General features: G+C 68.8%; 25 protein-coding genes, 1 tRNA gene, 1 pseudogene and 1 riboswitch. Of the genes and pseudogenes, 11 read left to right on the plus strand and 16 right to left on the minus strand.

Annotation, left to right across the window (positions count from 1 at the left end; genetic code table 11):
• Positions 1-27: 27 nt before the first annotated feature.
• Positions 28-1,482 (plus strand): annotated as a pseudogene (locus O7632_RS02195) (redoxin domain-containing protein); the annotation flags it as partial.
• Between the two features lie 538 nt (positions 1,483-2,020).
• On the opposite strand, the gene O7632_RS02200 reads toward O7632_RS02195, so the two are convergent.
• Genes O7632_RS02200 through O7632_RS02210 form a run of 3 tightly spaced genes read right to left on the minus strand, consistent with a single transcriptional unit; the run spans position 2,021 to position 4,240 of the window.
• Positions 2,021-2,770, minus strand: a complete 750-nt coding sequence (locus O7632_RS02200) for a 5-oxoprolinase subunit PxpA (protein ID WP_278110988.1) — start codon at positions 2,768-2,770, stop codon at positions 2,021-2,023.
• On the minus strand, positions 2,745-3,626 hold the full coding sequence (locus O7632_RS02205) for a biotin-dependent carboxyltransferase family protein (RefSeq protein WP_278110990.1): 882 nt from the start codon (positions 3,624-3,626) through the stop codon (positions 2,745-2,747). The genes O7632_RS02200 and O7632_RS02205 overlap by 26 nt, the downstream gene beginning before the upstream one ends.
• The gene (locus tag O7632_RS02210) at positions 3,623-4,240 is read right to left on the minus strand and encodes an allophanate hydrolase subunit 1 (protein WP_278110992.1); all 618 of its coding nucleotides are present in this window, start codon (positions 4,238-4,240) and stop codon (positions 3,623-3,625) included. Before O7632_RS02210 ends, O7632_RS02205 begins: the two co-directional genes overlap by 4 nt.
• 84 nt (positions 4,241-4,324) lie before the next feature.
• Between O7632_RS02210 and O7632_RS02215 the strand changes: the two genes are divergently transcribed.
• The gene (locus tag O7632_RS02215) at positions 4,325-5,002 is read left to right on the plus strand and encodes a hemolysin III family protein (protein WP_278110995.1); all 678 of its coding nucleotides are present in this window, start codon (positions 4,325-4,327) and stop codon (positions 5,000-5,002) included.
• Positions 5,003-5,172: 170 nt separating this feature from the next.
• On the opposite strand, the gene O7632_RS02220 is transcribed toward O7632_RS02215, so the two are convergent.
• Positions 5,173-5,454: a DUF6458 family protein gene (locus tag O7632_RS02220; protein WP_278110997.1), complete on the minus strand. Its 282-nt coding sequence runs from the start codon at positions 5,452-5,454 to the stop codon at positions 5,173-5,175.
• 116 nt (positions 5,455-5,570) lie between these two features.
• Here O7632_RS02220 and O7632_RS02225 point away from each other — a divergent pair, with 116 nt between their 5' ends.
• Positions 5,571-6,071: a histidine phosphatase family protein gene (locus O7632_RS02225; RefSeq protein ID WP_278110999.1), complete on the plus strand. Its 501-nt coding sequence runs from the start codon at positions 5,571-5,573 to the stop codon at positions 6,069-6,071.
• A gap of 14 nt (positions 6,072-6,085) precedes the next feature.
• Here the strand turns inward: O7632_RS02225 and O7632_RS02230 are convergent, their stop codons facing one another.
• The 3 genes from O7632_RS02230 to O7632_RS02240 form a co-directional block, all read right to left on the minus strand.
• Positions 6,086-6,346, minus strand: a complete 261-nt coding sequence (locus O7632_RS02230) for a DUF6458 family protein (protein WP_278111000.1) — start codon at positions 6,344-6,346, stop codon at positions 6,086-6,088.
• 244 nt (positions 6,347-6,590) lie between these two features.
• The gene (locus O7632_RS02235; RefSeq protein WP_278111001.1) at positions 6,591-8,447 is read right to left on the minus strand and encodes an acyl-CoA dehydrogenase; all 1,857 of its coding nucleotides are present in this window, start codon (positions 8,445-8,447) and stop codon (positions 6,591-6,593) included.
• Positions 8,448-8,830: 383 nt separating this feature from the next.
• On the minus strand, positions 8,831-9,943 hold the full coding sequence (locus tag O7632_RS02240) for a PP2C family protein-serine/threonine phosphatase (RefSeq protein WP_278111003.1): 1,113 nt from the start codon (positions 9,941-9,943) through the stop codon (positions 8,831-8,833).
• A gap of 177 nt (positions 9,944-10,120) precedes the next feature.
• On the opposite strand from O7632_RS02240, the gene O7632_RS02245 reads away from it, so the two are divergent.
• Entirely contained in the window at positions 10,121-10,663 is a 543-nt protein-coding gene (locus O7632_RS02245; protein WP_278111005.1) for a phosphoribosyltransferase family protein, read from the plus strand.
• A 28-nt stretch (positions 10,664-10,691) separates the two neighbouring features.
• Here O7632_RS02245 and O7632_RS02250 read toward each other — a convergent pair whose 3' ends face one another.
• Positions 10,692-11,135, minus strand: a complete 444-nt coding sequence (locus tag O7632_RS02250) for a hypothetical protein (protein ID WP_278111006.1) — start codon at positions 11,133-11,135, stop codon at positions 10,692-10,694.
• A 73-nt stretch (positions 11,136-11,208) separates the two neighbouring features.
• Here O7632_RS02250 and O7632_RS02255 point away from each other — a divergent pair, with 73 nt between their 5' ends.
• The 3 genes from O7632_RS02255 (at position 11,209) to O7632_RS02265 (ending at position 16,320) form a co-directional block, all read left to right on the plus strand.
• Positions 11,209-12,021, plus strand: a complete 813-nt coding sequence (locus O7632_RS02255) for a glycosyltransferase (RefSeq protein ID WP_278111008.1) — start codon at positions 11,209-11,211, stop codon at positions 12,019-12,021.
• 529 nt (positions 12,022-12,550) lie between these two features.
• The gene (locus O7632_RS02260) at positions 12,551-12,967 is read left to right on the plus strand and encodes a hypothetical protein (RefSeq protein ID WP_278111009.1); all 417 of its coding nucleotides are present in this window, start codon (positions 12,551-12,553) and stop codon (positions 12,965-12,967) included.
• The gene (locus tag O7632_RS02265; RefSeq protein ID WP_278111010.1) at positions 12,964-16,320 is read left to right on the plus strand and encodes a tetratricopeptide repeat protein; all 3,357 of its coding nucleotides are present in this window, start codon (positions 12,964-12,966) and stop codon (positions 16,318-16,320) included. Before O7632_RS02260 ends, O7632_RS02265 begins: the two co-directional genes overlap by 4 nt.
• A 93-nt stretch (positions 16,321-16,413) precedes the next feature.
• On the opposite strand, the gene O7632_RS02270 is transcribed toward O7632_RS02265, so the two are convergent.
• The gene (locus O7632_RS02270) at positions 16,414-16,758 is read right to left on the minus strand and encodes a hypothetical protein (RefSeq protein WP_278111012.1); all 345 of its coding nucleotides are present in this window, start codon (positions 16,756-16,758) and stop codon (positions 16,414-16,416) included.
• Positions 16,759-17,244: 486 nt separating this feature from the next.
• Here O7632_RS02270 and O7632_RS02275 point away from each other — a divergent pair, with 486 nt between their 5' ends.
• Positions 17,245-17,802 (plus strand): XRE family transcriptional regulator, encoded by a 558-nt coding sequence (locus O7632_RS02275; RefSeq protein WP_278111013.1) that lies wholly within the window; start codon positions 17,245-17,247, stop codon positions 17,800-17,802.
• A gap of 77 nt (positions 17,803-17,879) precedes the next feature.
• On the opposite strand, the gene O7632_RS02280 is transcribed toward O7632_RS02275, so the two are convergent.
• Together O7632_RS02280 and O7632_RS02285 are read right to left on the minus strand one after the other, a co-directional pair.
• Positions 17,880-18,566, minus strand: coding sequence for an HAD-IA family hydrolase (locus tag O7632_RS02280; RefSeq protein WP_278111014.1), 687 nt, complete (start codon positions 18,564-18,566; stop codon positions 17,880-17,882).
• Entirely contained in the window at positions 18,563-19,405 is an 843-nt protein-coding gene (locus O7632_RS02285; RefSeq protein WP_278111017.1) for a GntR family transcriptional regulator, read from the minus strand. Before O7632_RS02285 ends, O7632_RS02280 begins: the two co-directional genes overlap by 4 nt.
• A 221-nt stretch (positions 19,406-19,626) precedes the next feature.
• Here O7632_RS02285 and O7632_RS02290 point away from each other — a divergent pair, with 221 nt between their 5' ends.
• A complete protein-coding gene (locus O7632_RS02290) occupies positions 19,627-19,794 on the plus strand; it encodes a hypothetical protein (protein ID WP_278111018.1) in 168 nt (55 codons plus the stop codon).
• Positions 19,795-20,252: 458 nt separating this feature from the next.
• Here O7632_RS02290 and O7632_RS02295 read toward each other — a convergent pair.
• Positions 20,253-20,326 (minus strand) — tRNA-Gly (locus O7632_RS02295).
• Between the two features lie 71 nt (positions 20,327-20,397).
• The gene (locus O7632_RS02300) at positions 20,398-20,907 is read right to left on the minus strand and encodes a pyridoxamine 5'-phosphate oxidase family protein (RefSeq protein WP_347403551.1); all 510 of its coding nucleotides are present in this window, start codon (positions 20,905-20,907) and stop codon (positions 20,398-20,400) included.
• A gap of 88 nt (positions 20,908-20,995) precedes the next feature.
• Here O7632_RS02300 and dcd point away from each other — a divergent pair, with 88 nt between their 5' ends.
• Entirely contained in the window at positions 20,996-21,574 is a 579-nt protein-coding gene (gene dcd / locus O7632_RS02305) for a dCTP deaminase (protein WP_278111020.1), read from the plus strand.
• Positions 21,575-21,699: 125 nt separating this feature from the next.
• Here the strand turns inward: dcd and O7632_RS02310 are convergent, their stop codons facing one another.
• Together O7632_RS02310 and O7632_RS02315 are read right to left on the minus strand one after the other, a co-directional pair.
• Positions 21,700-22,734, minus strand: a complete 1,035-nt coding sequence (locus tag O7632_RS02310; protein ID WP_278111021.1) for an NlpC/P60 family protein — start codon at positions 22,732-22,734, stop codon at positions 21,700-21,702.
• 5 nt (positions 22,735-22,739) lie between these two features.
• Positions 22,740-22,880, minus strand: a riboswitch (cyclic di-AMP (ydaO/yuaA leader).
• A gap of 254 nt (positions 22,881-23,134) precedes the next feature.
• A complete protein-coding gene (locus O7632_RS02315; protein WP_278111023.1) occupies positions 23,135-24,193 on the minus strand; it encodes a C40 family peptidase in 1,059 nt (352 codons plus the stop codon).
• Between the two features lie 140 nt (positions 24,194-24,333).
• Between O7632_RS02315 and O7632_RS02320 the strand changes: the two genes are divergently transcribed.
• The gene (locus O7632_RS02320; protein ID WP_278111025.1) at positions 24,334-25,158 is read left to right on the plus strand and encodes a GPP34 family phosphoprotein; all 825 of its coding nucleotides are present in this window, start codon (positions 24,334-24,336) and stop codon (positions 25,156-25,158) included.
• On the opposite strand, the gene O7632_RS02325 is transcribed toward O7632_RS02320, so the two are convergent.
• Entirely contained in the window at positions 25,155-25,775 is a 621-nt protein-coding gene (locus O7632_RS02325) for a VanZ family protein (RefSeq protein WP_278111026.1), read from the minus strand. The two genes, O7632_RS02320 and O7632_RS02325, sit on opposite strands and share 4 nt — an antisense overlap.
• Positions 25,776-25,802 lie beyond the last annotated feature (27 nt).

Consider the following 25,802-nt stretch of genomic DNA (forward strand, 5'->3'; position numbering starts at 1 on the left):
AGTCGGCCGCCATGGCAGGGTGATCAAATGGCCTCATCGCCGCGCGTTCGTGCGCCCCAGCTGAAGGGCCGCCAGTGGTTGAACACTGGCGGCCGGTTGATCACCCTCGCCGATCTGCGGGGCAAGATCGTTCTGCTCGATTTCTGGACCTTTTGCTGCGTCAACTGCCTGCACGTCATCGACGAGCTGCGTCCGCTGGAGGAAAAGCTCGGCGACGTACTCGTGGTGATCGGCGTGCACTCGCCCAAGTTCGCTCACGAGCGGGACCCGGCGGCGGTGGCGGCCGCGGTCGAACGGTACGGCGTGACCCACCCGGTGCTCGACGATCCGGACCTGGACATGTGGCAGCAGTACGCCGCCCGGGCCTGGCCGACGCTGGTGCTGGTCGACCCGGAGGGTTACGTGGTGGCCACCATGGCAGGTGAGGGGCACGCCGACGGGCTCGCCCGGGAGATCGATGAGTTGATCGGCATCCACCAGGCCAAGGGGACGCTGCACCGGGGAGACGGGCCCTACGTACCGCCGGAGCCGGTCGAGGGCACTCTCCGGTTCCCCGGCAAGGCGATCACGCTCGACAACGGCGGATTCCTGGTTTCCGACTCGGCCCGACACAGTCTGGCCGAGCTGGCACCGGACGGCGAGAGCCTGGTCCGACGAATCGGTTCCGGCGAGCGTGGCCGGACCGACGGCGACGCCGCGACCGCACGGTTCAGCGAGCCGCAAGGGCTGCTGCGTCTGCCGCGGGAGGTCGCCGTCCGCGTCGGCTACGACATCGTGGTCGCCGACACCGTCAACCACCTGCTGCGCGGTCTGAGACACGGCACCGGTGAGGTCCGTACGATCGCCGGTTCCGGACGGCAGTGGCGCTCTACCGTGGATCACGACCCGCACGACGCGCTCGCCGCCGACCTGTCCTCCCCCTGGGACCTGGCCTGGTACGACGGTCGGATCATCGTGGCGATGGCCGGGATTCACCAGCTGTGGTGGTTCGACCCGATCAAGCGGACCACCGGCGTCTACGCCGGGACCACGGTGGAGTCGTTGCGCGACGGTCCGATCCCCGACGTCTGGATGGCCCAGCCGTCCGGTCTGGCGGTCAGCCCGGACGGTCGGCAACTGTGGATAGCCGACAGCGAGACCAGCGCGCTGCGCTGCCTCACCGCCGGTGAGCTGCGGACGGTCGTCGGGCAGGGGCTGTTCGACTTCGGCCGGATGGACGGCGCGGCCTCGCAGGCGCTGCTCCAGCACCCCCTCGGTGTCGGTGTCCTGGCCGACGGGTCGGTGCTGGTCGCGGACACCTACAACGGCGCGGTTCGGCGCTACGACCCGGTGACCGACCGGGTCGGCACGGTGGTCGACGGCCTGGCCGAACCGAGCGACGTCGTCGTGGCAGACGACGGCGCGGTGCTCGTGGTCGAATCCGGCGCGCACCGGTTGACCCGGATCGCGCCGGGTGCGCTCGCCGCCGCCGGCGCGATGTCGGCCGGCTCGGCATCAACCGGCTCGGCATCAACCGGCTCGGCGTCGGCCGGCTCGGCGTCGGCCGGCGCGATGTCGGCGGCGGGTTCGACGGGGGTCGCCGGCGAACGGTACCGCGCGGAGCGCCCCGCGACCCTGCTCGCTCCCGGGTCGGTGTCCTTGGAGGTGATCTTCACTCCGGCTCCCGGCCAGAAGCTGGATTCCACGTTCGGGCCGGCCACCCGGCTGGAGGTGTCGGCCAACCCGCCGGAACTGCTGGCGGCCGGTTCCGGTGTCGGTACCGAGTTGAGCCGACAGTTGATCATCGATGCGGCCGCAGGCCCGGGCGTACTGCAGGTGGTGGCCCAGGCGGCGACCTGCGACGCCGACGCAGAACACGCCGCGTGTCACCTGACCCGACAGGACTGGGGGGTACCGGTACGGGTCGGCTCCGCCGGAGCCCACCGGCTGCCACTGATCCTGCGCGGCGTCGACCGACCGGACGCAGCGGCCGACACCGACACCGACAGGCATCTACCGGACTGAGCCGACACCAGGTCGCTCACACGAACGCGACGACCGGCCCGTCGGCGGACTCCAACGCGGCTCGGATCCGGCGGGCCAACGCGACCGCGGCCAGGGAGTCCCCGTGCACGCAGATCGACTCCACCGGGCAGGCTACCCGGCTGCCGTCGACGGCGGTCGCCTCGCCACGCGACGCGAGCGTCAGCGCCTGGGCGGTCGCCGCGTCGATGTCGTCGAGCAGCGCGCCCGGCGCCGATCGGGGCACCAGCCGCCCGTCGGGCAGGTATCCCCGGTCGGCGAAGCCCTCGCCGACCGGACGCAGCCCGGCCCCGGTGGCGATCTGCGCGAGCACCGATCCGGGCAGGCAGAGCAGCGGCAGCGCCGGGTCGAAGTCGACGACCGCCGCGACGACCGCCGCTGCCTGCTCCTCGTCGACCGAGGCCGCGTTGTACAGCGCCCCGTGCGGTTTGACGTACCGCACCCGGCTGCCGACGACCCGGCAGAAGCCGTCCAACGCGGCGATCTGGTACAGCACGTCGTCGCGGAGTTCGGCGAAGTCGTAGTCGATCCGGCGGCGCCCGAAGCCGGCGAGGTCGCGGTAGCCGACCTGGGCACCGACCACGACGCCACGGGCGGCCGCAGCCGTACAGACCCGCCGCATCGTGGCCGGATCACCGGCATGGAATCCACATGCCACGTTGGCGGAGGTCACCACGTCGAGCAGGGCGTCGTCGTCGCCGAGGCGCCACACGCCGAAGCCCTCACCGAGGTCTGCGTTGAGGTCCATGGAACCGCACGGTAGTACCTGGCCGCGCCTGCGCGAGCGGGGTGACCTCGTCGACGACGCCGACGACGGGATATCCGCCGGTGCTCGGATGATCCGCGAGGAAGATCAACGGTTGACCGTCGGCGGGCACCTGGATGGCGCCGAGCACCAGACCTTCGCTGGGTAGTTCGCCGTCGACGGCCCGCGCCAGGGAGGTGCCGGACAGTCGGACACCGACCCGGTTGCTGACCGCGCTGACCGTGTACGGCGTACCGAACAGGCACTCGAGCGCCTCCCGGGTGAACCAGTCGTCGCGTGGGCCGAGCCGGACGGCGAGGCGGATCGGATCGGCCGGCACCGACCAGGGAACGGCGTCGGCGCCGACCGACGTGCCACCTTCGGCACCTACCGACGTTCCGTTCGCGTCGCCGACCGGCAGCAGGTCACCGTCGCGCACCGGCGGCGGACCGATCCCCGCCAGGGTGTCGGTGGATCGGCTGCCCAACACCAGGGGTACGGCGATTCCGCCCGCCACGGCCAGATAGCTGCGTACGCCGTACCGGGCCGGGCCGATCTCGACCAAGGCGCCGGCCGGCACCGCCACGGCCACGCGGAGACTCGCCGGGCGGCCGGCGACCCGCAGCGCGGCGGGCGCGCCGGTCAGTGCGAGCAGTTGTGCGGTACGGGTCCGAAGTGTGCACCCGGCAAGAGTGATCTCCAGTCCGGCGGCGGTGGGCGGGTTGCCGACCAACCGGTTGGCCAGAGCCAGCGCGGGTTGGTCCAGGGCCCCGGCTCGGGGCACGCCGAGATGCGCCCAGCCAGGGCGGCCACGGTCCTGGACGGTGGTCAGCGGGCCGGCCCGAACGACCTGGATCATCGGAGTGCCAGTCGGACCCGGGTGCCGGGTGTCAGGGTGGCGGGTGGATCCCGGTCCAGGTCGAACAGCACGGCGTCGGTGTGTCCGACCAGCTGCCAACCGCCGGGCGACGCGGTCGGGTAGATGCCGGCGTATTCGCCGGCCAAGGCCACCGAACCGGCCGGCACCGCTGGTCGTGGCGTGGGTCGGCGGGGCACGGCCCAAGCGGCGGGTAGGCCGGCGAGGTAGGCGAATCCGGGCGCGAATCCGCAGAACGCCACCCGGAACTCGGTGTCGACCAGCCGGTCGACGACCGCCGCCGCCGAGACGCCCCAGTGATCAGCGACCGCCGGTAGGTCAGGGCCGTCGTACCGGGTGGGGATGGTCACCGACGGGCCGTGCTGGTCGGCGACGGCGATCGGAGCCGGCGACCAGGCGGCGATCTCGCGGGCGGTGGCGGTCACGTCCACGAGGCCGTCGAGCAGGATGGTACGGGCACCAGGGACGATGTCGACGGCGTCGAGGTCGCCGAGATCACGGCGGCGGAAAAGCTCGGCCCGCCAGACTTCGCGGTCTGCACCGGCGGCGGCCCATTCGAGGAGCAGCGCGTGTCGACCGACGGTACGGATCCGCATGTGCCCATGGTGCCGTAGCGAGTCACCTCTGACGTGAGCCGTCTCACTACCTACGGGTAACCTACGCAGGCGTAACCTGGCCGGGTGACCACCGAAGCCCCGTTGCGCCTCAAGCCGGTCGACATCGGAAAACCACGGATGCGTGGCTGGCTGCACACGTACGCGTTCTTCGTCGCGCTGGTCAGCGGGATCGTGCTCTGCGCGCTGGCCGCCACCCGACCAGGTTGGGCTCCGCTGCTGAGTTGCCTGGTCTACAGCCTCACCGTCTGCGGCCTGTTCGCCACCAGTGCTCTCTACCATCGCCGGGTCTGGTCGGAACGCGCCTACCAGGTGATGCGCCGTCTCGACCATTCGATGATCTTCGTGTTCATCGCCGGCACCTACACCCCGTTCTGCCTGCTACTGCTCCCGGGCCGCAGCGCCGCCGTACTGCTGACCGTGGTCTGGGCGGGGGCCCTCGCCGGGGTGGCGATGAAGGTGATCTGGCCGCATCTGCCGCGCTGGGCCGGAGCGCCGCTGTACATCGCGCTGGGATGGGTCGCGATCGTGGTCCTGCCGGACATCCTCCGTCACGGCGGAGTGACGGCGTTGGTGCTGCTGGTCGTCGGCGGTGCCGTCTACAGCATCGGCGCGGTCTTCTACGCCCTGCGGCGTCCGAACCCGTGGCCGGAAATCTTCGGCCACCACGAGTTCTTCCACGCCTGCACGCTGATCGCCGCGCTCTGCCACCACATCGCGATCTACTTCGCGCTGTACGCCTGACCAGCGGGCACCCCGCCGACGCCACGCCGAACGCCACGCCGGCCGCTACGACCGTGGTGAAAATCCGGTGCGGACCGCCGGGCTGGGGGAAAGCCCACGGTCCGCACCGCAAGAGTCACCGTCGTCGACCCATGTGTCGACGTCACACCGCCGACGTGAGACCGCCGACGTCACATCGGGCGGCCAGGGCGGCGGACCTCCCGGTACTGCTCCTCCACGACCCGATCGTGCTGCGCCGGCGCGACGGCGGCCGGCTCCTCGGCCGCCGAACGGGTCACCACCGTACGGCGACGGCTCTGCCAGAACCAGAGGGTCAGCACCAGGCCGAATGCGCCGGCCACCATGAGCACCCATCCGACGATGGTCAAATCCAGAAAACCCAGGTTCGCTTCGACCGCGAAGGCCAGGATGGCGCCCAGGGCGATGAGAAAGATGCTTCCGCCGATGCCCACTTCGTACCTCCTTGGCTACTGCCGGCACCGTTGTGCCCGCACCGTGCCGCTTGCGAGGTAGCGGCGCGGATTCATGTACCCAGGCGGCTTCTCGCCCAATCAGGCAAGCTGTAACCATGACGCGACGTACCATCGTGCTGCTCCGCCACGCGAAGGCGGAACCGCCGGACGCGCTGGGGGACCTCGAACGCGGTCTCACGCCGCGCGGACACTCCGACGCGGCGCATGCCGGTGACTGGCTGGCGGGGCAGGGCCTCTGGCCGGAGCTGGTGATCTGCTCACCGGCGAAGCGGACCCGGCAGACCTGGCGAGAGGCGTCGGCCGCCGGCGACGAGGTTCCCGCGATCTTCGAACCATCGCTCTACGGAGGGACGGCGGACGATCTGCAGACCATCGTCCGTCGGCTCGACGACACCGTACGGTCGGTCCTGATCGTCGGACACAACCCCACGATTTCGCACTTCTCGGCGATTCTCGACCCGGCCGGCGCGGACGACACCGGATTGCGCACCTGTGGTGTGGCGATCCACCAGCTCGCCGGTCCGTGGACCGACTGCGGACCGGAGTCGGCACCGATCGTCGACTCGTACACCGCCCGCGCCGCGAGCGTCAGCTGACCTGATGGTCGGGCTCAGTTGGGCGGCTGTGGGGGTTCGGCAGGTGGCGGCACCATCTGCGTCGGGTGGGAGAGTTTGTTCTCTTCGACGATCACCGTCCGCGCCCGGCGGCGGCGATCGTTCCAGAACCAGAGCACGGTAAGCAGGATGGCCAGACCCGCGAGGATCAGGACCCAACCCACCGCCTGTACGTCGAGCCACCAGACGTCCGCGCGGACCGCGTACGCCAGGATGGCGCCTACTGCGATCAGGAAGATTCCGCTGCCGATACCCATGCGCTGCACTCCTTGTGCGGTCGCTACAAGTTGTGCGGTCGCCGGTTGATCTACCCGGCGGGTCATCGGTGAAACGGCGTCACCTGGGTGGTTGCGGGCTGGCCGCCAGCAGGTGTGGCGGTGATGGTGGTGGTGGCGGTCGGCGAGCAGGGGGCTCCCGCCGACCGCCGGTGTGCGGTCGCGGACGGTCTCGCTATCCAGGCTCGGAATCCGGTTCGGAATCCGGCAGCGGTCATCCGACCGGTCAGAACGCTTCTTCGGGCAGCTCCATCAGGTCCAGGTCGGTGCCGGCGATGATCCGCCGGTCCGCGCCGATCCGGGGCAACACTTCGCTGGCGAAGAACCGGGCGGCGGCGACCTTGCCCTGGTAGAAGCTGCGATCGGCGGGGGACACCTCGCCGCTCAACGCGGTGAGCGCTACCTCGGCCTGCCGCTGCAGGAGCCAGGCGACCACCAGGTCGCCGAGGGCGAGCAGCAGCCGTCGGCTGCTCAGACCCACCTTGTAGAGGGAGCGCGGCTCGCCGCCGGTGGCCTCGCCCAGCCATCCGGTCATGACGCCAAGGATGTTCTGCACCTCGCCGAGGGCCCGGCCCAACGCGAGCCGTTCCTCCTTGAGCTGACCGTTGCCGCCTTCCGCCTCGATGAAGGCCTGGATCTCGGCGGCGACGGCCATCAGCGCCTGACCGTTGTTCCGGACGATCTTGCGGAAGAACAGGTCAAGGCTCTGGATCGCGGTGGTGCCCTCGTACAAGGTGTCGATCTTGGAGTCGCGGACGTACTGCTCCAGCGGGTAGTCCTGCAGGAATCCGGAACCCCCGAAGGTCTGCAGGGACTCGTGCCCGAGCAACTCGTACGCCCGCTCCGAGCCACACCCCTTGACCAGCGGAAGCAGCAGGTCGTTGACCCGCTTGGCGAGCACGACGCCTTCTTCGTCGCCAGCCGCCGTGGCGATGTTGACCTTGTCCTGCCACGAAGCGGTGTAGCAGACCAGGGCGCGCAGACCCTCGGCGTACGACTTCTGCAGCATCAGCGACCGGCGTACGTCCGGGTGGTGGGTGATGGTCACCCGGGGTGCGCTCTTGTCGGTCATCTGCAGCAGGTCGGCACCCTGCACCCGGTTCTTGGCGTATTCGAGGGCGTTGAGGTAGCCGGTGGAGAGCGTGGCGATCGCCTTCGCGCCCACCAGCATCCGGGCGTACTCGATGATCAGGAACATCTGGCGGATGCCGTCGTGCACGTCGCCGAGCAGCCATCCCTTGGCCGGCACGCCATGGTCGCCAAAGGTGAGTTCGCAGGTCGTGGAGACCTTGAGACCCATCTTGTGTTCGAGGTTGGTGGCGAAGACGCCGTTACGCTCGCCCAACTCGCCGGTTTCGGAATCGAAGTGGAACTTGGGCACGACGAACAGCGACAGGCCCTTGGTGCCGGGGCCGCCGGCGCCGTCCACCCCCACCGGCCGGGCCAGTACGTAGTGGATGATGTTCTCGGACAGGTCGTGCTCGCCGCTGGTGATGAACCGCTTGACGCCCTCGATGTGGTAGGAGCCGTCCGGCTGCGGGATCGCACGGGTACGCCCGGCGCCGACGTCCGAACCGGCGTCCGGCTCGGTCAGCACCATGGTCGACGCCCACTGCCTGTCGACGAACAGCCTGGCCCACCGCTTCTGTTCCGGGGTTCCCTCCCGGTAGAGGGTGTGGGCGAACGACGGACCGGACGCGTACATCCAGACCGGCGCGTTCGAGCCGAGCACCAGCTCGGCGAGGGACCACCACAGGGCCCGTGGAGCGTTCGTACCGCCGAGCGCCTCCGGCAGGTCGAGCCGCCAGAACTCGGCCGCCATGAAGGCGTCGAACGACCGGTGGAACTCCTCGGGCACCCGCACCGAGTGGGTGGCCGGATCGAGGACCGGCGGGTTGCGGTCGCCGGGCACGAAGCTGGTCGCGAGTTCCTCACGGGCCAATCGGTCGACCTCGCGGAGGATGTCGCGGGCGGTGTCGACGTCCAGGTCGGAGTAGGGCGCCTGGTCGAACGTCCGGTCGGCGCCGAACACCTCGAAGAGGTTGAACTCAAGATCGCGAAGGTTGCTCTTGTAGTGGGTCATCGCGCGCTGGCCCCCGCTTCCCGGACAACTGTTACTGGTCAGTAACCACCACTGTATTACTCGCAGGTAAGCCCCGACAAGCAGCGATCGACAGTGACCGGCACCACACCATGGGTCTCCTGGGCGGGAACGGGCACGGAACGGCAACCGTCACCGATGGCGACGAGAGTCGTTTGGCCGGGTACATGAGGCTAAAAAGGGCAAAGCGCGATTAAACTAGGTCTAGGGGGTCAAGGTGTCATTCATCCGACTGTTCGATGTGTTGATCGAGCCGATCGCCGGCCGTCGCTACGTCGGCCGACACCGCGCACTCACCGGAGCGTCGTTCCTGGCCGCTCTGCCGCAACACGCCTGAGGCTGACCCACCACACCTGCGCGGCTGGTCAGCTGTCGGCCGCCCCGACCTCCCAGCTCGGTACGGCTGGCGCCGGCGTCACACCGGTCCCGGAATACTCCATCAGCACCAACGCGATGTCGTCGTCGAGTCGCCCGTACACCCACTCGATCAGCGCGGTCTCCAACGAGGCGAGCCCGTCGCCGACCGTACCGTGGCCCAGCAGCCGCCAGGCCCGCTCGGCGGTCGGGAAGAACTCCCCGTCCCGCCGGGCCTCGCCCAGTCCGTCGGTGAACAGCAGCAGCCGGTCGCCCGGCTCGAGGCGTTCCACCCGAGGGCGTACCACCGGCATGAAACCCAACGGCGGCGCCGGCGCCGGCGGTTCCAGCGTGATGACCTCACCTCGACGCAACAGCAAGGGAGGAGGATGGCCACAGTTGACGATGGTCAACGTGCCGCCACGTTCCTCGACCAACGCGGCCGTGACGAAATCCTCGTCGCCGACGCTGCGCGCCACGGCTCGGTCCAGGTCCGCCACGATGGCCCGCAGATCGGCCCGCTCGTACGCGACATGCCGGTACGAGCCGAGCACGATACTGGCCAGCCGGACCGCGTCCAGACCCTTCCCACGGACGTCCCCGATGATCATCCGTACGCCGTACGGCGTGTCCAGCGCCTCGTACAGATCACCACCGATGTCGGCGGCGGCCGTGGCCGAGATGTAGCGGCCCGCGACCGCGAGCGTCCCGACCTGCGGGCCGAGCGGACGCAACACGGCCTGCTGCGCCACCGAGGCGAGCCGCGACAGTTCGGCGATCTGGTCGGCCTGACGCTCCCGGATCACCGCGACCGCCGCCGCGATTCCGGTAGCGAGCGCGATGCCGACCACGTTGACTCCGGTAGCCAGCGACAGCATCTGCCCGGTCAGGGCGAAGATCGCGCCGACCACCGTGGCCAGCGCACCGACCGACAACACCACCCGCCACGTCGCGAAGGCCGCCGAGAGGAACGGCGCGGCGGCCACCAGCCCGACGTAGTTGGCCGCCGAACCGTCCGCGATCTCCACCGCCGACACGAGCGCGAGCAGCACGAGGGCCGCGCCGAGACCGACGCGGGAACCTGCGCTCAACGGGCGGCGGCCGCCCTGCGGGATAATGTGCATGGGTACGCGAAACAGCATGACTCATCGTTCGCGGTGACCCAACGGGGTTGACTTCTCGTCTGACCCGGTTATGGCCACCCGGTGGTAGTGGACAAGATCGGCTCTCTGCCACACGCGCGGTGGTCGGCCACAGGTTGCTCGACCTGCGGTCAAATCTGGAAATGGCACACTCGGTCGGTGACCGACCTGCAACAGCTGCTCGTCGCGGCGTTCCGCTGGCACGACCCGGGACCGGCCAGCGAACACCTGGTGAGCGACGTGTCCGGCTGGTGGCGCGAGCCGACTGTCCTCGCCCGCATCGGCCCCGCCCTCGCCGACCTGGTCAGCGCAGACGAGCCGACCGTGGTGATGGCGCCGCAGGTCACCGGCATGATCATCGGTCCACTGGTGGCCACGGCACTTCGCGCGGGCTTCGTTCCCGCGTACAAGGAGGATCCGCTGCGGGCCATCGCCGAGGCGACAACCTGGACCACGACGGCGCCCGACCACCGGGGGCGGACGCTGCGGCTCGGGGTCCGCGACCGCCACCTCGGCCCGCGCGACCGGGTCGTGCTGGTCGACGACTGGGTCACCACCGGTGCCCAACTGCGGGCGATGAGCCGGCTCGCGGCGGCCAGACGGGCGACCGTGGTCGGCAGTGCCGTCATCGTCGCCGACTGCTCGCCGACGGTCGTCGACGAGCTGCGCGTCCGGAGTCTGCTGCGGGGTACGGAGCTCTGACCCGGCTGACTGACAAATGCGGTGAAGTCTAGGGTGTCGCCTCGTGACCGGGCCGCCCCCGCGTCCGCCGCGCCTGCTTCAACTCGGCCTCGTGCAGGTGCCGGCGGCCGGCCGCCAGCTCTTCCCTGGCTGCCCGCTCCACCTCCTGAAACACGGCGAAGTAGCCGTCGTCGAACTCCTCGACGACCTGAAAGGTCCAGCGACCCGGCAGCACGTTGCGACCGATCAGATCCGTTTGCACCCGGTCCGCGATCCGCTGATGGCCCGCCGCCCGCAACAGCTCGACCACCCGGTCCAGCGTCGCGTCCGCGCCACCGATCAGCTGGTGCATCGAGTAGAGGTGTCCCCGGGCGCGATGCACCGTCTCCAACGCCTTGCTCAGCTCGCCCAACGCCGCCACTGTCGCGTCGTCCACCCCGGGCGGTCGGGAGTGTGCGTCGTCGACCGACCGCTCATCCATCGATTCCGACATGACCCATTCCTACCAGGGTGATCCATTCGACGACCGTCGGTCCCGAATTCGTGACCGCAGGTAGAGTCAGCCGGTGGATCGATCCCCGCAGATCATCTCGGTGGTCACGCCCGTTCACCCGCCGAGCATCCCCTACCTGACCCAGGCGTACGCGTCGCTGCGGGCGCAGCGCCTGCCGGCCGGCTGGCAGTGGCGGTGGCTGGTCCAGGAGGACGGGCAGACCGGCGCCGTCGCCGCCGCTCTCCCGGCGGACCCAAGGATCAGTACGGGCACGAACCGCCGGGCCGGCCCCGGCGTCACCCGCACCATGGCGTTGTCCAGGGTGGTCGGGCCGCTGGTCAAGACGCTCGACGCCGACGACCAGCTCACCGACGGGGCGCTGGCCAGGGACATCGAGGTCCTGGCCGGCGACCCGACGATCGGCTGGACCACCTCGCGGGCGCTGGACCTGGCACCGGACGGTTCGACCTCGCCCGCGCCCGACGACCCACTGTCCGGTCGGCTCCGCGCCGGCACGGTGCACCGGTCCTGGCAGGCCGACGGTTACCGGCTGCCGGTGCATCCGGCGACTCTGTGTCTGCGTACGGAGCTGCTGCTCGCCCTCGGCGGCTGGATGGCCCTGCCGGCGTCCGAGGACACCGGACTGTTGTTGGCCGCGAGCGAAGTGTCCGACGGCTACTTCATCGACGAGACCGGACTGCTCTACCGCAAGTGGCCCGGCCAGGTGACCAGCCAGGTGGAGCACTGGGCATCTGACGAGCGGGCCGACCGCATCCAGATCATCGAGGCCCGGGTGGCGGCGATCCGGCGTACCTGGCCGCCTGCCAGGCAGGCACCCACGCACCGGACACCGGAGCAGGCCGTACGGAGTCCGTGGAGCGGGTGACGGGAATCGAACCCGCACTGTCAGCTTGGGAACCGCCGGACACCGGCCCCTGCTGGGCTCGTCCCCCAGGTCACAGCGGACTCGCCTGGCCTGGTCTGGCCTTGATCATCCTGACCTACTGGCACGCCAATGGCACGGCGAACGTGTTTCGGCTGAGCGGCGGGCCGGGACCCAAAGAACGTCAGGTAGGGACTCGAACCCCTAACCCGCGCACGGGCGGTGGATCGGGTCGAACCGGGCGCGTCAGCATGCCGGCCTGCGGCTCGTTCCTCGACGTCTCTCGGCCTCTCGCGGCCGCTTCGGCTCTCGTTTGTACTGACGTTGTCGTAGTTGATCTTGCCCCGACTTGTCGGCGGCCGTGTCCACGGATGCGCTTGAGCGCACGGCTGAGCGCACTGATTGGGTCCCGTGCGCATCGCGTACGCGTCACCGATCGATCCGGACGGCCCGGTGCGGTCGCTGATCTTCGTGGCGGGTGTGTCCGATGTGCGATTTCTTTCGCTGGTGTGTGTGGTGTATCTGTTGGGCTATGGGTATCGATGTTGCGCAGACGGCGGCTGCGGTTGTTCCTCATGTAGCTGCGGCGGTGGCGGCGTATGGGATGGGCACGGTGGACAAGGTGCGTGACGCGGTCGTTGAGCGGGCGTCGGACGCGTCGGTGAGCCTTGGTCATCGCATCCTGAATCGAATCTTGCGGCGGGAGGAGTCCCGTCCGGTGATCGAGAGCGCGATTGTTGATGTTGCCGCTGGGCAGGAGGACAGTGAGGCGGCGTTGCGGTTGCAGATCCGTAAGGTGCTGGCTGCGGATCCGGATCTAGCTCGTGAGGTGGCTGATCTGCTGCCGGCCGGCAGCGTGCACAACGAGGCGTCGGGTGACGGGTCGATCGCTGTCGGCACCAACACGGGGATCGCCAACACCGGCGTGAATCCCACCTTCATCCGGTGACCGAGCCGGGCGGCTCTCGGACGGCGTCGGGTGACGGGTCGATCGCGATCGGCACCAACACGGGGATAGCGAACACCGGTGCCAATCCGAGGTTCATCAGCCTGCCGCCGGGGGCGCTGGTCTCTCCGGAGCAGGTGCCGGCTCCGGTCGGGTTGTGGAACGTCCCGCGTCGCCCGTCGCGGGTGTTCGTCGGCCGGGACCAGGTCATGGAGCGGGTGGCTGCAGCGTTGGCGGCCGGATCGTCGGGGGTGATCGGCCAGAGCGTCGCGGGCCTGGGCGGGGTCGGGAAGACGGAAGTCGCGCTGCACCACGCTGCCGCTTCTCGTTCCAGGTACACGGGTGTGTGGTGGGTGCAGGCCGACACGCGGGCAAACCTTGCCGCCGGGCTCGCCGGGTTGGCACGTCGGTTGTCCCCGGCGACGTGGGCGTTGACCGATGAGCAGGCTGAGGCGTGGGCGACGGCGTGGCTGCACCATCACGCCGGTTGGCTGCTGGTCCTGGACAACGTCGATGACCCGGCCGACGTGGCAGGGCTGCTGGGTGGTGTCACCAGTGGGCATATTCTCGTGACCACCCGCCGTGATATCGACTGGGAGGATCATGGCCTCACGCTGATCCGCATCGGCGTCCTGGACTCCGCCGACGCGGTCCGGATGCTGTTCGAGCGCACCGGGCAGGACGACCAGGCTGCCGCTGCCGGGATCGCCGAGTACCTGGGGTGTCTGCCGCTGGCGTTGGAGCAGGCCGCCGCCTTCATCAAGCTGCACCGGGTCCCGATAGCCGATTACCGTGACCGGCTCCGCAGCCGACCCGACGATCTGTTGGCCAGTGCCGCGCCTGGGCAGGATGCGCAACGCGCGGTCACACGGGTCTGGGCGATCACCCTCGATGCCATCCGGGCTACCGATACGATCGCGATCGACGTTCTACGCGTGCTGGCGTGGCTTGGCCCCGATGACATTCCCCGCGACCTAGTAACGCGGCTCACCGGTGGCGATCAGAATGCAGCCGATACAGCGCTCGGCGTGCTGGCGTCCTACAGCATGATCACGCTCGGCGAGTCCGTAGTTAGCGTCCACCGGCTTGTCCAATCCGTTCTCCGCGCCGATCCAGCCCCAACCGATGCCACGACTGACCCCAGCGTTCGAGCCATCCGGGTGCTCGCCGACGCCGCACCCGACGACCCGCAGACCGACCTCGACGGCTGGCCCCGGTGGCGGAGTCTGCTTCCACACGTGGTCGCACTCGCGGAATATCTACCCGCTTCTCACACCAACGGCACACTTGGCCGTCTGCTGAACTTGGCTGCGATGTTCCTCCTTGCGCAGGGGAGGCCTACCGATGCCGTACCCCTGGAACAGCGGGCGTTGGCCATTACCGAGGCCGCCTACGGACCCGACCACCCCGACGTCGCCACCTGGTTGAACAACCTCGCCGTCAGCTACTCGGCTCTGGGTCGACCCGCTGACGCGGTACCCCTGCAGGTTCGGGCGTTGGCTATTACCGAGGCCGCCTACGGACCCGACCACCCCGACGTCGCCACCTGGTTGAACAACCTCGCCGTCAGCTACCGGGATTTGGGTCGACCCGCTGACGCGGTACCCCTGCAGGTTCGGGCGTTGGCTATTACCGAGGCCGCCTACGGACCCGACCACCCCCACGTCGCCACCTGCTTGGGTAACCTCGCCGGCAGCTACCGGGATTTGGGTCGACCCGCTGACGCGGTACCCCTGGAACAGCGGGCGTTGGCCATTACCGAGGCCGCCTACGGACCCGACCACCCCGACGTCGCCACCTGCTTGGGTAACCTCGCCGTCAGCTACTCGGCTCTGGGTCGACCCGCTGACGCGGTACCCCTGCAGGTTCGGGCGTTGGCTATTACCGAGGCCGCCTACGGACCCGACCACCCCGACGTCGCCACTCGGTTGGGTAACCTCGCCGGCAGCTACCGGGATTTGGGTCGACCCGCTGACGCGGTACCCCTGCAGGTTCGGGCGTTGGCTATTACCGAGGCCGCCTACGGACCCGACCACCCCGACGTCGCCACCTGCTTTTGTAACCTCGCCGGCAGCTACTCGGCTCTGGGTCGACCCGCTGACGCGGTACCCCTGCAGGTTCGGGCGTTGGCTATTACCGAGGCCGCCTACGGACCCGACCACCCCGACGTCGCCACTCGGTTGGGTAACCTCGCCGGCAGCTACCGGGATTTGGGTCGACCCGCTGACGCGGTACCCCTGGAACAACGGGCGTCGGCCATTACCGAGGCCGCCTACGGACCCGACCACCCCGACGTCGCCACCTGCTTGGGTAACCTCGCCGCCAGCTACTCGGCTCTGGGTCGACCCGCTGACGCGGTACCCCTGCAGGTTCGGGCGTTGGCTATTACCGAGGCCGCCTACGGACCCGACCACCCCCACGTCGCCACCTGCTTGGGTAACCTCGCCGCCAACTACTCGGCTCTGGGTCGACCCGCTGACGCGGTACCCCTGGAACAACGGGCGTCGGCCATTACCGAGGCCGCCTACGGACCCGACCACCCCACCGTCGCGATCCGGTTGAACAACCTCGCCGCCAACTACCGGGATTTGGGCCGACCCGCTGACGCGGTACCCCTGGGGCAGCGGGCGTTGGCCATTACCGAGGCCGCCTACGGACCCGACCACCCCACCGTCGCGATCCGGTTGAACAACCTCGCCGCCAACTACTCGGCTCTGGGTCGACCCGCTGACGCGGTACCCCTGGAACAACGGGCGTCGGCCATTACCGAGGCCGCCTACGGACCCGACCACCCCACCGTCGCGATCCGGTTGAACAACCTCGCCGCCAGCTACCGGGATTTGGGCCGACCTGCTGACGCGGTACCCCTGCAGGTTCGGGCGTTGGCTATTACCGAGGCCGCCTACGGACCCGACCACCCCGACGTCGCCACCTGCTTGGGTAACCTCGCCGCCAGCTACTCGGCTCTGGGTCGACCCGCTGACGCGGTACCCCTGGAACAGCGGGCCTTGGCCATTACCGGGGGAAACAACCTTGATGACGTGGCTTCCGCTATGGGCCATGCTCGTCCCGGAACCGGATTACCCTGCCGAAGGCTCGGACAAGGCGGCGCGGCGGGCGGCTGCCCGGCGGTGACGGTGGTTTTCCGCCCCGGCCGCGTAGCGGTCCGGGGCGGCTTGCCGCCGGGCGGTGTTCCGCCCGCGCGCCGCGCTGGGCGCGGCGTCTTGATCCAATACAGAACAATTCGGCAACTCTGTCAACTCGCCTGCGTTCGGCGGCTGTTGCTGGGTCCCAACCTGCACAAGCGGCCGGAAATCAGGCTTCTTGCTGGTCTCCGGCGAGTGCTGCGGAAGTAAGTCGGGACCAAGCCGACCCGTACCGCAGCCGCGCCAGCGGCGAGGAGCGGAAGCGGCGCGGTAGTGGGGTGGTCTTCGGTGCCCGGGTTGCTGCTATCGGGTGCAGGGTGCTTCGTGGGCGTTGAGTTGTTCGCAGCGGGTGCCGTCGGGTTGTTGGAGGTTGCAGATGACGCGGTGGTGTTGGGTTTGGTCGCCTTCGATGGTGACGGTGGTTTCGGGGTAGTCGAGTTCGCGTAGGTAGGTGCGCCAGTCGGCGAGGGTGACTGCGATTGTGTGGGCGGCTTCGATGGCTGCGGTGAGGTCGCGTGCGTGGATGGGGATGTGGATGACGTAGCGGGGTTGTTCGTCGGCGTCGGCGAGGGTGGTTGGCCGGGGTGGGGGTACGGGGGTGAAGTAGTCGGCTGATGGCTGGTTGATGGGGTGCTGGCCGTTGGTCATGGTGGGGAACCTCCGGTGGGTGTGGGTGTGGGTGTGGAGAGGGCCGGTCGGGGCCGGGTTGGGTCGGGGGTCCTGTCCCCGGTCCCGACCGGTGTGGTGTCGTGCTCACCTGCCGGCGCGGCTATGGAGGGCTGCACGCCGGCAGGGGTTTTCGCGCGACTGGGGTAGTGAATAGGGATTGGTGTGTCGTCGCATCCACGGTGCGGGACTGGTGGGGGACGTCTTCGTATTCTGCGAAACGTCGGGGGACGGGGTTGAAACGTCCTGGTGGTTGTTCGTCTAATAGCGGGTATGAATGAACGTCTCCGGACGGTGATGGTTCGTCGTGGTGTGCCAGTGGAGGATCTCGCGGCTGAGTGCGAGGTGGATCCGAAGACGGTGGAGCGGTGGATCAGTTCGGGGCGTGTTCCGCATCGACGGCATCGGTGGGTCGCGGCGCGTCGGTTGGGCGCGGAAGAGGCGTATCGGTGGCCGCAGATCGCGGAAGTGAATGATCGTCGTCCGGAGGCGTCGCGGGCGGAGTTGATCGAGGTGTTCGGCGATCGGGCGTCGGTGCCTCGGGAGTTGTGGTTACGGCTGTTGGGTGAGGCGCGGGAACAGGTTGACGTGCTGGTGTTGGCGGGTGCGTTTCTGTCGCAGGTGCAGCCGCGTATCGGTCGGGTGTTGGCGGATCGGGCGGGGGTGGGTGTGCAGGTGCGGTTGTGTTTCGCTGATCCGTCGGGTGAGGCGGTGGCGGTGCGGGATCGTGAGAATTGCCTGGTGGTGACGTTGGGCGCGATGATCCGTAGCTCGTTGACGCACTACCGGAGCTTGGTCGGGGTGGAGGGCTGCGAGGTGCGGTTGCATCCGGTCACGCATCACGTGAGTGTGGTGCGGTTCGATGATGAGGTGTTGGTGACTCCGCACGTGTTCGGGGAGTCGGGGAATGCGAGTCCGACGTTTCATTTCCGGCGGGTGCAGGGCGGGAACCTGTTCGATCATTACGCGGCCGGGTTTGACCGGTTGTGGGATTCGGCGTCGCCGTGGGCCGGTGATGTCGGGTGATCCGGTGCAACCTGTGATGACGCCCCGGTTTCCGCGTTTATGCGGTCCGGGGCGTCGGTGTGCCGGGTGGAGGCTGGTTAGAGTTCGCCGGGGTGGAGGGCGGTGGCGATTTCGGCCATGCTGCCGATGATGGCGTCTGCTTTGGTGAGGCTGTGGTACTTGCGGGGTTTGTTGGCGTATCCGATGGTGGGCATGTTGATGGCTTGGGCGGCTTCGATGTCGGTGGGTGAGTCGCCAATGAGTACGCATTCCTCGGGGTGGGTGTGGAGTTCACGGACGGCGGCGAGTACCGGACCGGGATGGGGTTTCATACCGCCGGGGTCGCCGTGGGGGCGGCCGATGACGGGGTGGACGTAGGCGGCGAGCCGTCGCGCGATCAGGTACTGGGTGACGGCGTCGGCGCTGTTGTTGGACACGATCGCGATCCCGCGTCGGGCGTGGTGGGCGGCCACGATGACTTCCCGTGCGTACGGGGTGGGTTCGGCGACGGCGACGGCGTCCACCTCGGCGGCCCTGAGCGCGTCGTCGACCCGGCGGACGACGGCGGGCCGGTTCAGGGTGGCTGTCCAGCTCAGGACGGCGAGCGGGTCGGGTTCGTCGAGCAGGTCCGCCGGGATGGTGACGCCCTGGTCGACGAGCAGGCGGCGCAGGGTGGCGGCGACCTGGGGCGCGGGGTGGTTGGCGAAGACCTTGCAGACGGGTCCGTCGAAGTCGAGCAGCAGGAACCGGGCGCGGTCGATGACGGCGGCGAGTTCGGCGTTCATGACGTGTACTCGCGGGCGATGGTGTTCCACAGGCTGTTGAACCAGGCGCCGGCCTGCTGCACGTACAGGCCGTCGTGGGAAGCGTCGTCGTCGCTGGGCGTGAACGGGAACAGGATCGCGTCTTTGCCCATGGCGTCGTAGATGGCCATGGGTTGGCCGTCGACGCTGACGGTGTGCTCGACGACGGGGTAGAAGCCGAAGAACGCTTTCTCGTCGTTGATGACGAACAGTTTGAACAGCGGGGCCGCGCCGTGGACGCGTACCTCGGTGGTGGCGGCCTTGACCAGGTCGAGATCGGCCAGCTCCTGGACGGCGTCGATGATGGCGTGGATGGACCGGTTGGTGATGCGGGCCGACCGGGCGCGGACGCGGGGGTCGTCGGCGCGGTCCTCGGCCCGGCACGGGATCGCCATCGGGGCGTTCATGTCGGAGATCAGGATCCGGATGCGGATCGATCCCGGGGTGAGTCGGCCGACGCGGACCTTGTCCAACGTCTCCTGGATGGCGTTGTGGAGGGTCTCGCCGGAGAAGCCGGCGAAGTCGATCGCGACGTGGGTGGCCTCGAAGGCGCGTTCGATGTGCGGGCGTAGACCGACGGGGCGTTCGGTGTTGGCGCGGACGAACGTGCCGCTGCCCTGGCGGGTGACGATCAGCCGCTCGTCTTGGAGCTTTCGCAGGGCGGCTTTGATCGTCTCGCGGGCGACGGAGAAGCGTTCGACCAGGTCGTTTTGGCTGGGCAGCTTCTCGCCGGGGGCGAACTTGCCGGTTTTGATCTCCGCGCGCAGGGCGGCGGCGATCTGCTGGGACGGGGTGCGTGGGTCGTCGGGGTCAAGAGCCATGCCCGGGACCATACCTATTGACTAGCCAGGCTAGATGTCCCGTGTCCAAGTGTTAACATGGCTAGCCAAGTTGCCTACCTGTGATCCACAGCACCTGGCTAGTCAAGCCGGCCAGGCCTACACGTGGGGTAGAGCTCCGCTCCACAGACGTTCGCCCGCAAGACCGAGGCCGAAAAGCATCACGGGCACCCGGCGCGAGCCTGCGCGACATCATGGCGCGGATGGGGCACGACAGCCCGCGTGCCGCGCTGATCTGCCAGCACGCCAACCGGGAAGCCGACCAGGGCATCGCCGACGCGATCGACAAGGCGGTAAAGGCCGCGCGGCGCAAGCCGGGCAAGCGCAAGGTCAAGCGGGTTGCAGAGCATCCAGAGAAGCCCTATGGATGAATGTGGCATTCATCCTCACTCACTCTGCACCCAGGCCTTCTTTCGTACGGGGTTCGCCACGTACGGTAGCTGAAGGTCCCGTGAGTCAAGGCCTGTCCTGACTTACAACCCATAGGAAACGGCACCCGTCTAGCCACGGATGCCGTTCCAGATCACCTGCCCGCAAGCCCCTCGCTAGAGCCTCGAAGGAAGGCACCTCGATGACCGTAACAAGACGGACCCGCGCGGACAACCACGAGCAACGGCAAGGTTCACGTAGAGTCATTCGAGGCATCCATGCAGCGCGTGGGTTCCTCCTGGCCCTCGCGGCCTTCATTAGCGCTGTGACCAGCTTGATCATCGCTCTAGCTCGCGGCTAAGCGTGACAATGGCCCGCTAATGGCCCCCGCCTGTTTCAGCATCTCCTAGAGTTACGGAAGCCCTGGCGGACCATTGGTCCTGACCAGGGCTTCCGTGCGTGGAGCGGGTGACGGGAATCGAACCCGCACTGTCAGCTTGGGAAGCTGATGTTCTGCCATTGAACTACACCCGCGAGCGGGATCACTCTACCTCGCCAGAGCGTCGGGTGCGCAACAGGGCTCAGCCGCTCAGCAGGCCGACTGCTCAGCAGGCGACCTGGTCGGGCAGCGGGCTGCGTACGCTGTCGCTGGTCGGATCGAGCCACACCTGTACGGCGGGCTGTTCGACGAGCGCGGCGGTGGCGTGGGCCGCCGAGCGTCGGGCGATCATCGCCACGTCGACGGTGAACTCGAACAGCCGCCAGTCGACGTGTGGCGACGCCCCCAGCTCGCCGGCGAGCCGGGCCACCCGGGCGACGTCGTCGACCGGATGCGCCCGCCCGGCCAGGTAGGCCTCGTCGTCGCTCTCCTCCGGCGGGAACGAGTGGAGCGCGTAGCGGCCGTCGCGCTCCAGGTCTCGACGCTTGGGCGAGTCGATGATGAAGCAGAACAACCCGTGCTGGGTGATCACCGGGGAGACCGGGTGCACACGCGGGCCGCCGTCGGCCCGGACCGTGGCGAGGTAGCCAAGGCCGGGACCGTACTGCTGCATGAGGAGTCGGATCGCCGTGGCCAGCCGGGGCTCGTCGGCTGCGAACTCGGACCAGGTCGCCATGCCGACAGCCTATCGAACATGTGTTCGAATATCCAGCGAACGCGCTGCCCGTGCCCGCTGCGCGCGGCACGGTCGCTATGGTGTGACGATGCTCCTCTCCGACCGGGACATCGTCGCGGAGACCAAGAACGGCAACCTGTCGCTCGATCCGTTCGAGCCCGCACTCATCCAGCCGTCCAGCATCGATGTCCGGCTCGACCGCTACTTCCGAGTCTTCAACAACCACCTCTACACCCACATCGACCCGTCGACCCGACAGGACGACCTGACGTCCCAGGTCGAGGTCCCGGCGGGCGACCCATTCGTGCTGCACCCCGGCGAGTTCGTCCTCGCCTCCACACTCGAGGTCGTTTCCCTGGGCGACGCGCTCGCCGCCCGGCTGGAGGGCAAGTCGAGCCTGGGGCGGCTGGGGCTGCTGACCCACTCGACCGCCGGCTTCATCGATCCAGGATTTTCCGGCCACGTCACGCTGGAGCTCTCCAACGTCGCCAACCTGCCGATCAAGCTGTGGCCGGGGATGAAGATCGGCCAGCTGTGCATCTTCCGGCTCTCCTCCGCCGCCGAACACCCCTACGGATCGTCGGTCTACGGTTCGCGCTACCAGGGGCAACGTGGACCGACTCCGAGCCGTTCGTGGAAGCAGTGGCGGACCTGGCCAACCGGCTGAGCCAGATGGCGAAAGGCGCCCTCCCAAGCCGGGGGGAGACCTGGGAGGACGCCTTTCCTGGTGGCCGGTGCCGCCGCACGACGGGGGAATCTGCGGCGTGCGCCAGGCCATGGGGAGGAGTGGAGCTATCCGGGCCTGCCGTAGCTGTGAACGTCAGAACCGATCTTGCGCATCTGGACCGGTTCACCGGCGCGTGAGGCGTGCACGATCCATCCGTCGCCGACGTACATGCCGACGTGCGACAGACCGCTGTAGTAGAAGATCAGGTCGCCGGGACGGAGTTCGGATCGGCTGACGCTCGGGATCACCTGACGTTGCCGGGCGGCGTTGTGCGGCAGCGAGACGCCACCCTGTCGCCACGCGGCCGAGGTCAGTCCGGAACAGTCGTAGCTGTTCGGACCCCCGGACCCCCAGACGTACGGTTTGCCGATCTGCGCGCAGGCGAACGTGACCGCCTTGCCCGCCGCGCCGCCCGGGTAGCTCGCCGGGCAGGGCGCCGGGCGCAGCGAGCCGAGCGTGGTGGTCGACCCGTACGCCTCGAGCCGCAGGTCCTGCAGCCGGTCGACTTCGGCGTCGATCTCCTTGGCCTTGGCCGCCAACTGCGCTTCGGTACGGGTCAACTCGACCACGAGCGCGTCGAGCGGTTCCTTCTGGGCGGCGTACTCCTCCTTGAGGTCGACCACCGCCTGCACGTCGCGGGCCTGCCGACGGGCGAACTGGTCGAGCAGCTCGAGCTGGTCGGCGAGGGCGGTCGGGGTGCCGTTCGTCAGGATCGCGTTGACCATCGAAGGGCTGCCGCCCTTGTATGACCGGGCGGCGAACTCACTGACCCGGTCCATGGCCAGATCGATCTGAATCTGCAGCGGCTGGATCTTGTCGGCGAGTGCTTTCGCCTGCTTCTTCTTGGCGTTGAGGTCCTGGCGGACCGCGTTGTGCCGTTCGATCGTGGGCTCGAGCTCGGCCCACACCTCGTCGATCTGGGCTTCGATCTGCGCGACGGTCGGTTGGGCCTGGACCGGTGCCGCGGTCAACAGCAGACCGACACCGGTGGTGACGGCGAGCGCGGCGTCGACGAACCGTCGACGGGTACGGCGTGGCTGGCGCGGCTCGCGGTCCCGGTCGGGCCACTCGGAGCTCAGCCGCAGGGCTTTCCTAGCCACCGGACTCCTTCTCCCCAGACCGCCTACCGGGTTAGCTGACGGGTTCGGGCGGAAGAGAGACGCCCTACCGCAGGGAAGCTGCGGACTCACCCCGAGGTGCCTGGGTCCCCGGTTCGTTGTGCGCGACGATTCGGCGGTGTCGGGCCGAGGCCAACCGGGGTGGCTGGCGTCCTCCCGACTCGACGATCCCCAAGAGTAGAGAGTGGCGTTCTTCAGACGCAAGCGACTAGACTACTCATTTCTTTGCGTGAACGTACGATCGCAATTAGTATCGCTGTTCGTCGATCAAACGTTCGAATGAAGCGGGTGGGCCGCCTGATATCGAGACGACCCACCCGAGCGGCCCGCTCGCCGACCGACTATCGCCGCGCCGCACCACCCCTGCCGCCGACCTGCACGATCAACCCACGCGCCGGAATCCAGCGACCGGCATGTGATCGATGTTCTCCATTTGCACCGGCTGTCCCGCGCGGGGCGCGTGCACCATGAGACCGTTTCCGATGTACAAACCCACGTGATGTAGATCACTAAAGAAGAAGACCAAATCGCCCGGTCTGGCCTCCGAACGGCTGATCGAACGGCCCTCGTTCCACTGGGCACCGGTGTAATGAGTCAGCCGTACGCCCGCCTGCGCCCAGGCGTACTGGGTCAGGCCGGAACAGTCGAATGCGTTCGGCCCGGTGGCCCCCCAGACGTACGGCTTGCCGAGTTGGGCACACGCCGTCCGGACCGCGGTTCCGGCCGCACCACCGACCGACACCGCCGGACAGGGCCCCGACGCGCCGGAGCCTCCGCTCGTGCTCGCCGTCCGGTACGCGGCGGTACGCATCTGCTCCAAGCGGTCGATCTCCGCGTCGATCGCTTTACGCTTGGCCGCGAGTTCGGCGTCCTGCTGCTGCTGGGTGGCAATGAGCTCGTCGAGGGTCCGCTTCTGCGCCAGATATTCGTCCCGGGTGGCGAGCACCGCAGCGATCTGCTCATGCCGCTGCTTGGTCAGCCGGTCGAGCACGAGGAGTTGATCGGCGAGACTGGTCGGCGACCCCGTTGTCAGCAAGGCGTTGAGCTCGCTCGACGGACCCGTACGGTAATAGCGGTTCGCGACCTCGCCGATCTCGTCGGCGGCGAGGTCGGCCTGCAGCGACAGCGGACGGATCCGCTCGTCCAGGTCGGCGGCCTTCTTCTGATTGGCCCGAAGTTCGCTGTGCACCTTGTTGTACTGCTCGATGACCGGTTCGAGCTTCAGCCACTGAGCGTCGAGCTCGGCCTCGATCTCGGCCAGCGTGGGCTCCGCCTGAGCCGGGACGGCCGGCAGCAGCGTCAAGACCAGCGGCACCAGCACGGCCAGGATTGCTCGGCCCGAGATCACCAATGAACGCTTCACGTATCCGAATTGCGACCGAGAGTAATCTCGGGTGTGCGAATGGGTGAGCACACGTGCCATTGGCAGCGACTCCTTCATTAACGATCGCCGGGGCCTCGCGGGCGGGGGAACGGAGGCCGACATCCGCAGCGGTCGGGCTCCCACCTTATTGGAATCGCCGCCGAACCTTCAAGACGGTGTCGCGGGCGCATACCGTCAGACCGGGTTAGCGTGACGTCATGAGTGCGCTCATCCTGGCCGAGGAACTCACCCTGCTCGCCTACGACGACCAGTCAGGTGACCCGATAGTCGGATCGCCCGAGCTGGACTACGCCGTCAGTGGAGCCATCCTGCTCGATCTCGCCCTCGACGGTGCGGTCACCGTCCACCCCGACGGTACGGTCCACCCCGACGGTACGGTCCACCCCGACGATGCGGGCACCGTCCACCCCGACGATGCGGGCACCGTCCATCCCGACGGTACGGTCGCGGCTGCGACGGCCGGGCCGGCGGAAGCCGATCGTCGTCATCTCGACCGGGCCGCGGCAACCATCAGGGCCGCCGACCCGCACCCGGTCGAACACTGGATCGTCGAGTTGTCCCACAAGCTGGTCCCCCGGATCCTCGACGGGCTGGTCACCGCTGGCGTGCTGCGTCGAGAGCGGGACCGGGTGTTCTGGGTGTTTCCGCACACCCGCTTCGCCGCCCCCGACAGCAGGCGCCCACCGGCGGAGGCCGAGGCCCGTACCCGGCTGCGGAGCGCCGTCCGACACTCGTCCGACCCGGTGGACGAGCGGACCGCCGCGCTGGGGGCGTTGGTGCACGCCCTCGACGCCGACGAACTGCTCCGCGAGGTCGTCTCTCCCGCTGACGGCAGCGCTGCGACGACGACCGACGTGCCGATGTCGGACCGCGAACGGGACGCCTGGTCCGCCCGGTGCCGGGCGGCGATACCGGATGCCGCCTGGGTCGCGACCGCTACCGAAAGGGTGATCCGGGACCACCGCTCCGAGGTGGCCACCGCCGTCTTCATCGCCACCAACGTCGCGACCAGCGGCAGCTAGTCGCGCCGCCGGCTGCCGGACGGCTGCGGGCGGCTGCCGGACGGCTGCGGGCGCGGCGGGGTCGGCCGCCAGACCAGCCGTACGACGCCGGCCGCCGCCGCCCCGACCAAGACCCCGGTGGCGTTGTTGACCCAGTCGTAGCCCACACACTGGCGGCCGAGCCCGCTCACGGCCTGGGCCAGCTCCACCATCGCCGGCACCACCAGGAGCACGCCGGTCCCGATCAGCGGCCGACGCACCGCCAGGACCAGGAAGAACGCCACCGGCACGAACATTGCGACGTTGCCGACTCGCTCGCCGAGCGAGTCGACCGTGACCAGCCCGGACCAGAGCACCGCCGGATCGGTCAGCGACCGCAGGCAGCCGGCCACGATCTCGCCGTCCGGGCCGGAGACGGACACACCGGGTGCGAGCGGCACCGTGGAGCTGATCGGGGCCGGTGGCAGGGTCAACGCCGCGACCGCGGCGGCACCGACGAAGACGCCGAGGGTGGGCCAGCGACGCCAGCCCAGGCGGCGGGCGACGGGCCGGTGCGCGAACACGCCGATCAGCGTCACCACGGCCAGGGTGAGGAAGGGCCAGGGCTGCGACAGGAATTCACGGGCCCAGCCCAGCACCCGCGGTCTCCTTCGCTGCGGTCAGCG

Source organism: Solwaraspora sp. WMMD406 (assembly GCF_029626025.1).
GTDB lineage: Bacteria > Actinomycetota > Actinomycetes > Mycobacteriales > Micromonosporaceae > Micromonospora_E.

Excerpts from the sequence above, each read along its gene's own strand:
- O7632_RS02225 (WP_278110999.1), top strand. The coding sequence starts at position 5,571 with ATGACGCGACGTACCATCGTGCTGCTCCGCCACGCGAAGGCGGAACCG.
- O7632_RS02280 (WP_278111014.1), bottom strand. The coding sequence starts at position 18,566 with ATGAACGCCGAACTCGCCGCCGTCATCGACCGCGCCCGGTTCCTGCTG.
- O7632_RS02300 (WP_347403551.1), bottom strand. The coding sequence starts at position 20,907 with ATGGCGACCTGGTCCGAGTTCGCAGCCGACGAGCCCCGGCTGGCCACG.
- O7632_RS02230 (WP_278111000.1), bottom strand. The coding sequence starts at position 6,346 with ATGGGTATCGGCAGCGGAATCTTCCTGATCGCAGTAGGCGCCATCCTG.
- O7632_RS02240 (WP_278111003.1), bottom strand. The coding sequence starts at position 9,943 with ATGCACATTATCCCGCAGGGCGGCCGCCGCCCGTTGAGCGCAGGTTCC.
- O7632_RS02285 (WP_278111017.1), bottom strand. The coding sequence starts at position 19,405 with ATGGCTCTTGACCCCGACGACCCACGCACCCCGTCCCAGCAGATCGCC.
- O7632_RS02205 (WP_278110990.1), bottom strand. The coding sequence starts at position 3,626 with ATGATCCAGGTCGTTCGGGCCGGCCCGCTGACCACCGTCCAGGACCGT.
- O7632_RS02320 (WP_278111025.1), top strand. The coding sequence starts at position 24,334 with ATGAGTGCGCTCATCCTGGCCGAGGAACTCACCCTGCTCGCCTACGAC.
- O7632_RS02250 (WP_278111006.1), bottom strand. The coding sequence starts at position 11,135 with ATGTCGGAATCGATGGATGAGCGGTCGGTCGACGACGCACACTCCCGA.
- O7632_RS02260 (WP_278111009.1), top strand. The coding sequence starts at position 12,551 with ATGGGTATCGATGTTGCGCAGACGGCGGCTGCGGTTGTTCCTCATGTA.
- O7632_RS02235 (WP_278111001.1), bottom strand. The coding sequence starts at position 8,447 with ATGACCCACTACAAGAGCAACCTTCGCGATCTTGAGTTCAACCTCTTC.
- O7632_RS02200 (WP_278110988.1), bottom strand. The coding sequence starts at position 2,770 with ATGGACCTCAACGCAGACCTCGGTGAGGGCTTCGGCGTGTGGCGCCTC.
- O7632_RS02270 (WP_278111012.1), bottom strand. The coding sequence starts at position 16,758 with ATGACCAACGGCCAGCACCCCATCAACCAGCCATCAGCCGACTACTTC.
- O7632_RS02290 (WP_278111018.1), top strand. The coding sequence starts at position 19,627 with ATGGGGCACGACAGCCCGCGTGCCGCGCTGATCTGCCAGCACGCCAAC.
- dcd (WP_278111020.1), top strand. The coding sequence starts at position 20,996 with ATGCTCCTCTCCGACCGGGACATCGTCGCGGAGACCAAGAACGGCAAC.
- O7632_RS02315 (WP_278111023.1), bottom strand. The coding sequence starts at position 24,193 with ATGAAGGAGTCGCTGCCAATGGCACGTGTGCTCACCCATTCGCACACC.
- O7632_RS02210 (WP_278110992.1), bottom strand. The coding sequence starts at position 4,240 with ATGCGGATCCGTACCGTCGGTCGACACGCGCTGCTCCTCGAATGGGCC.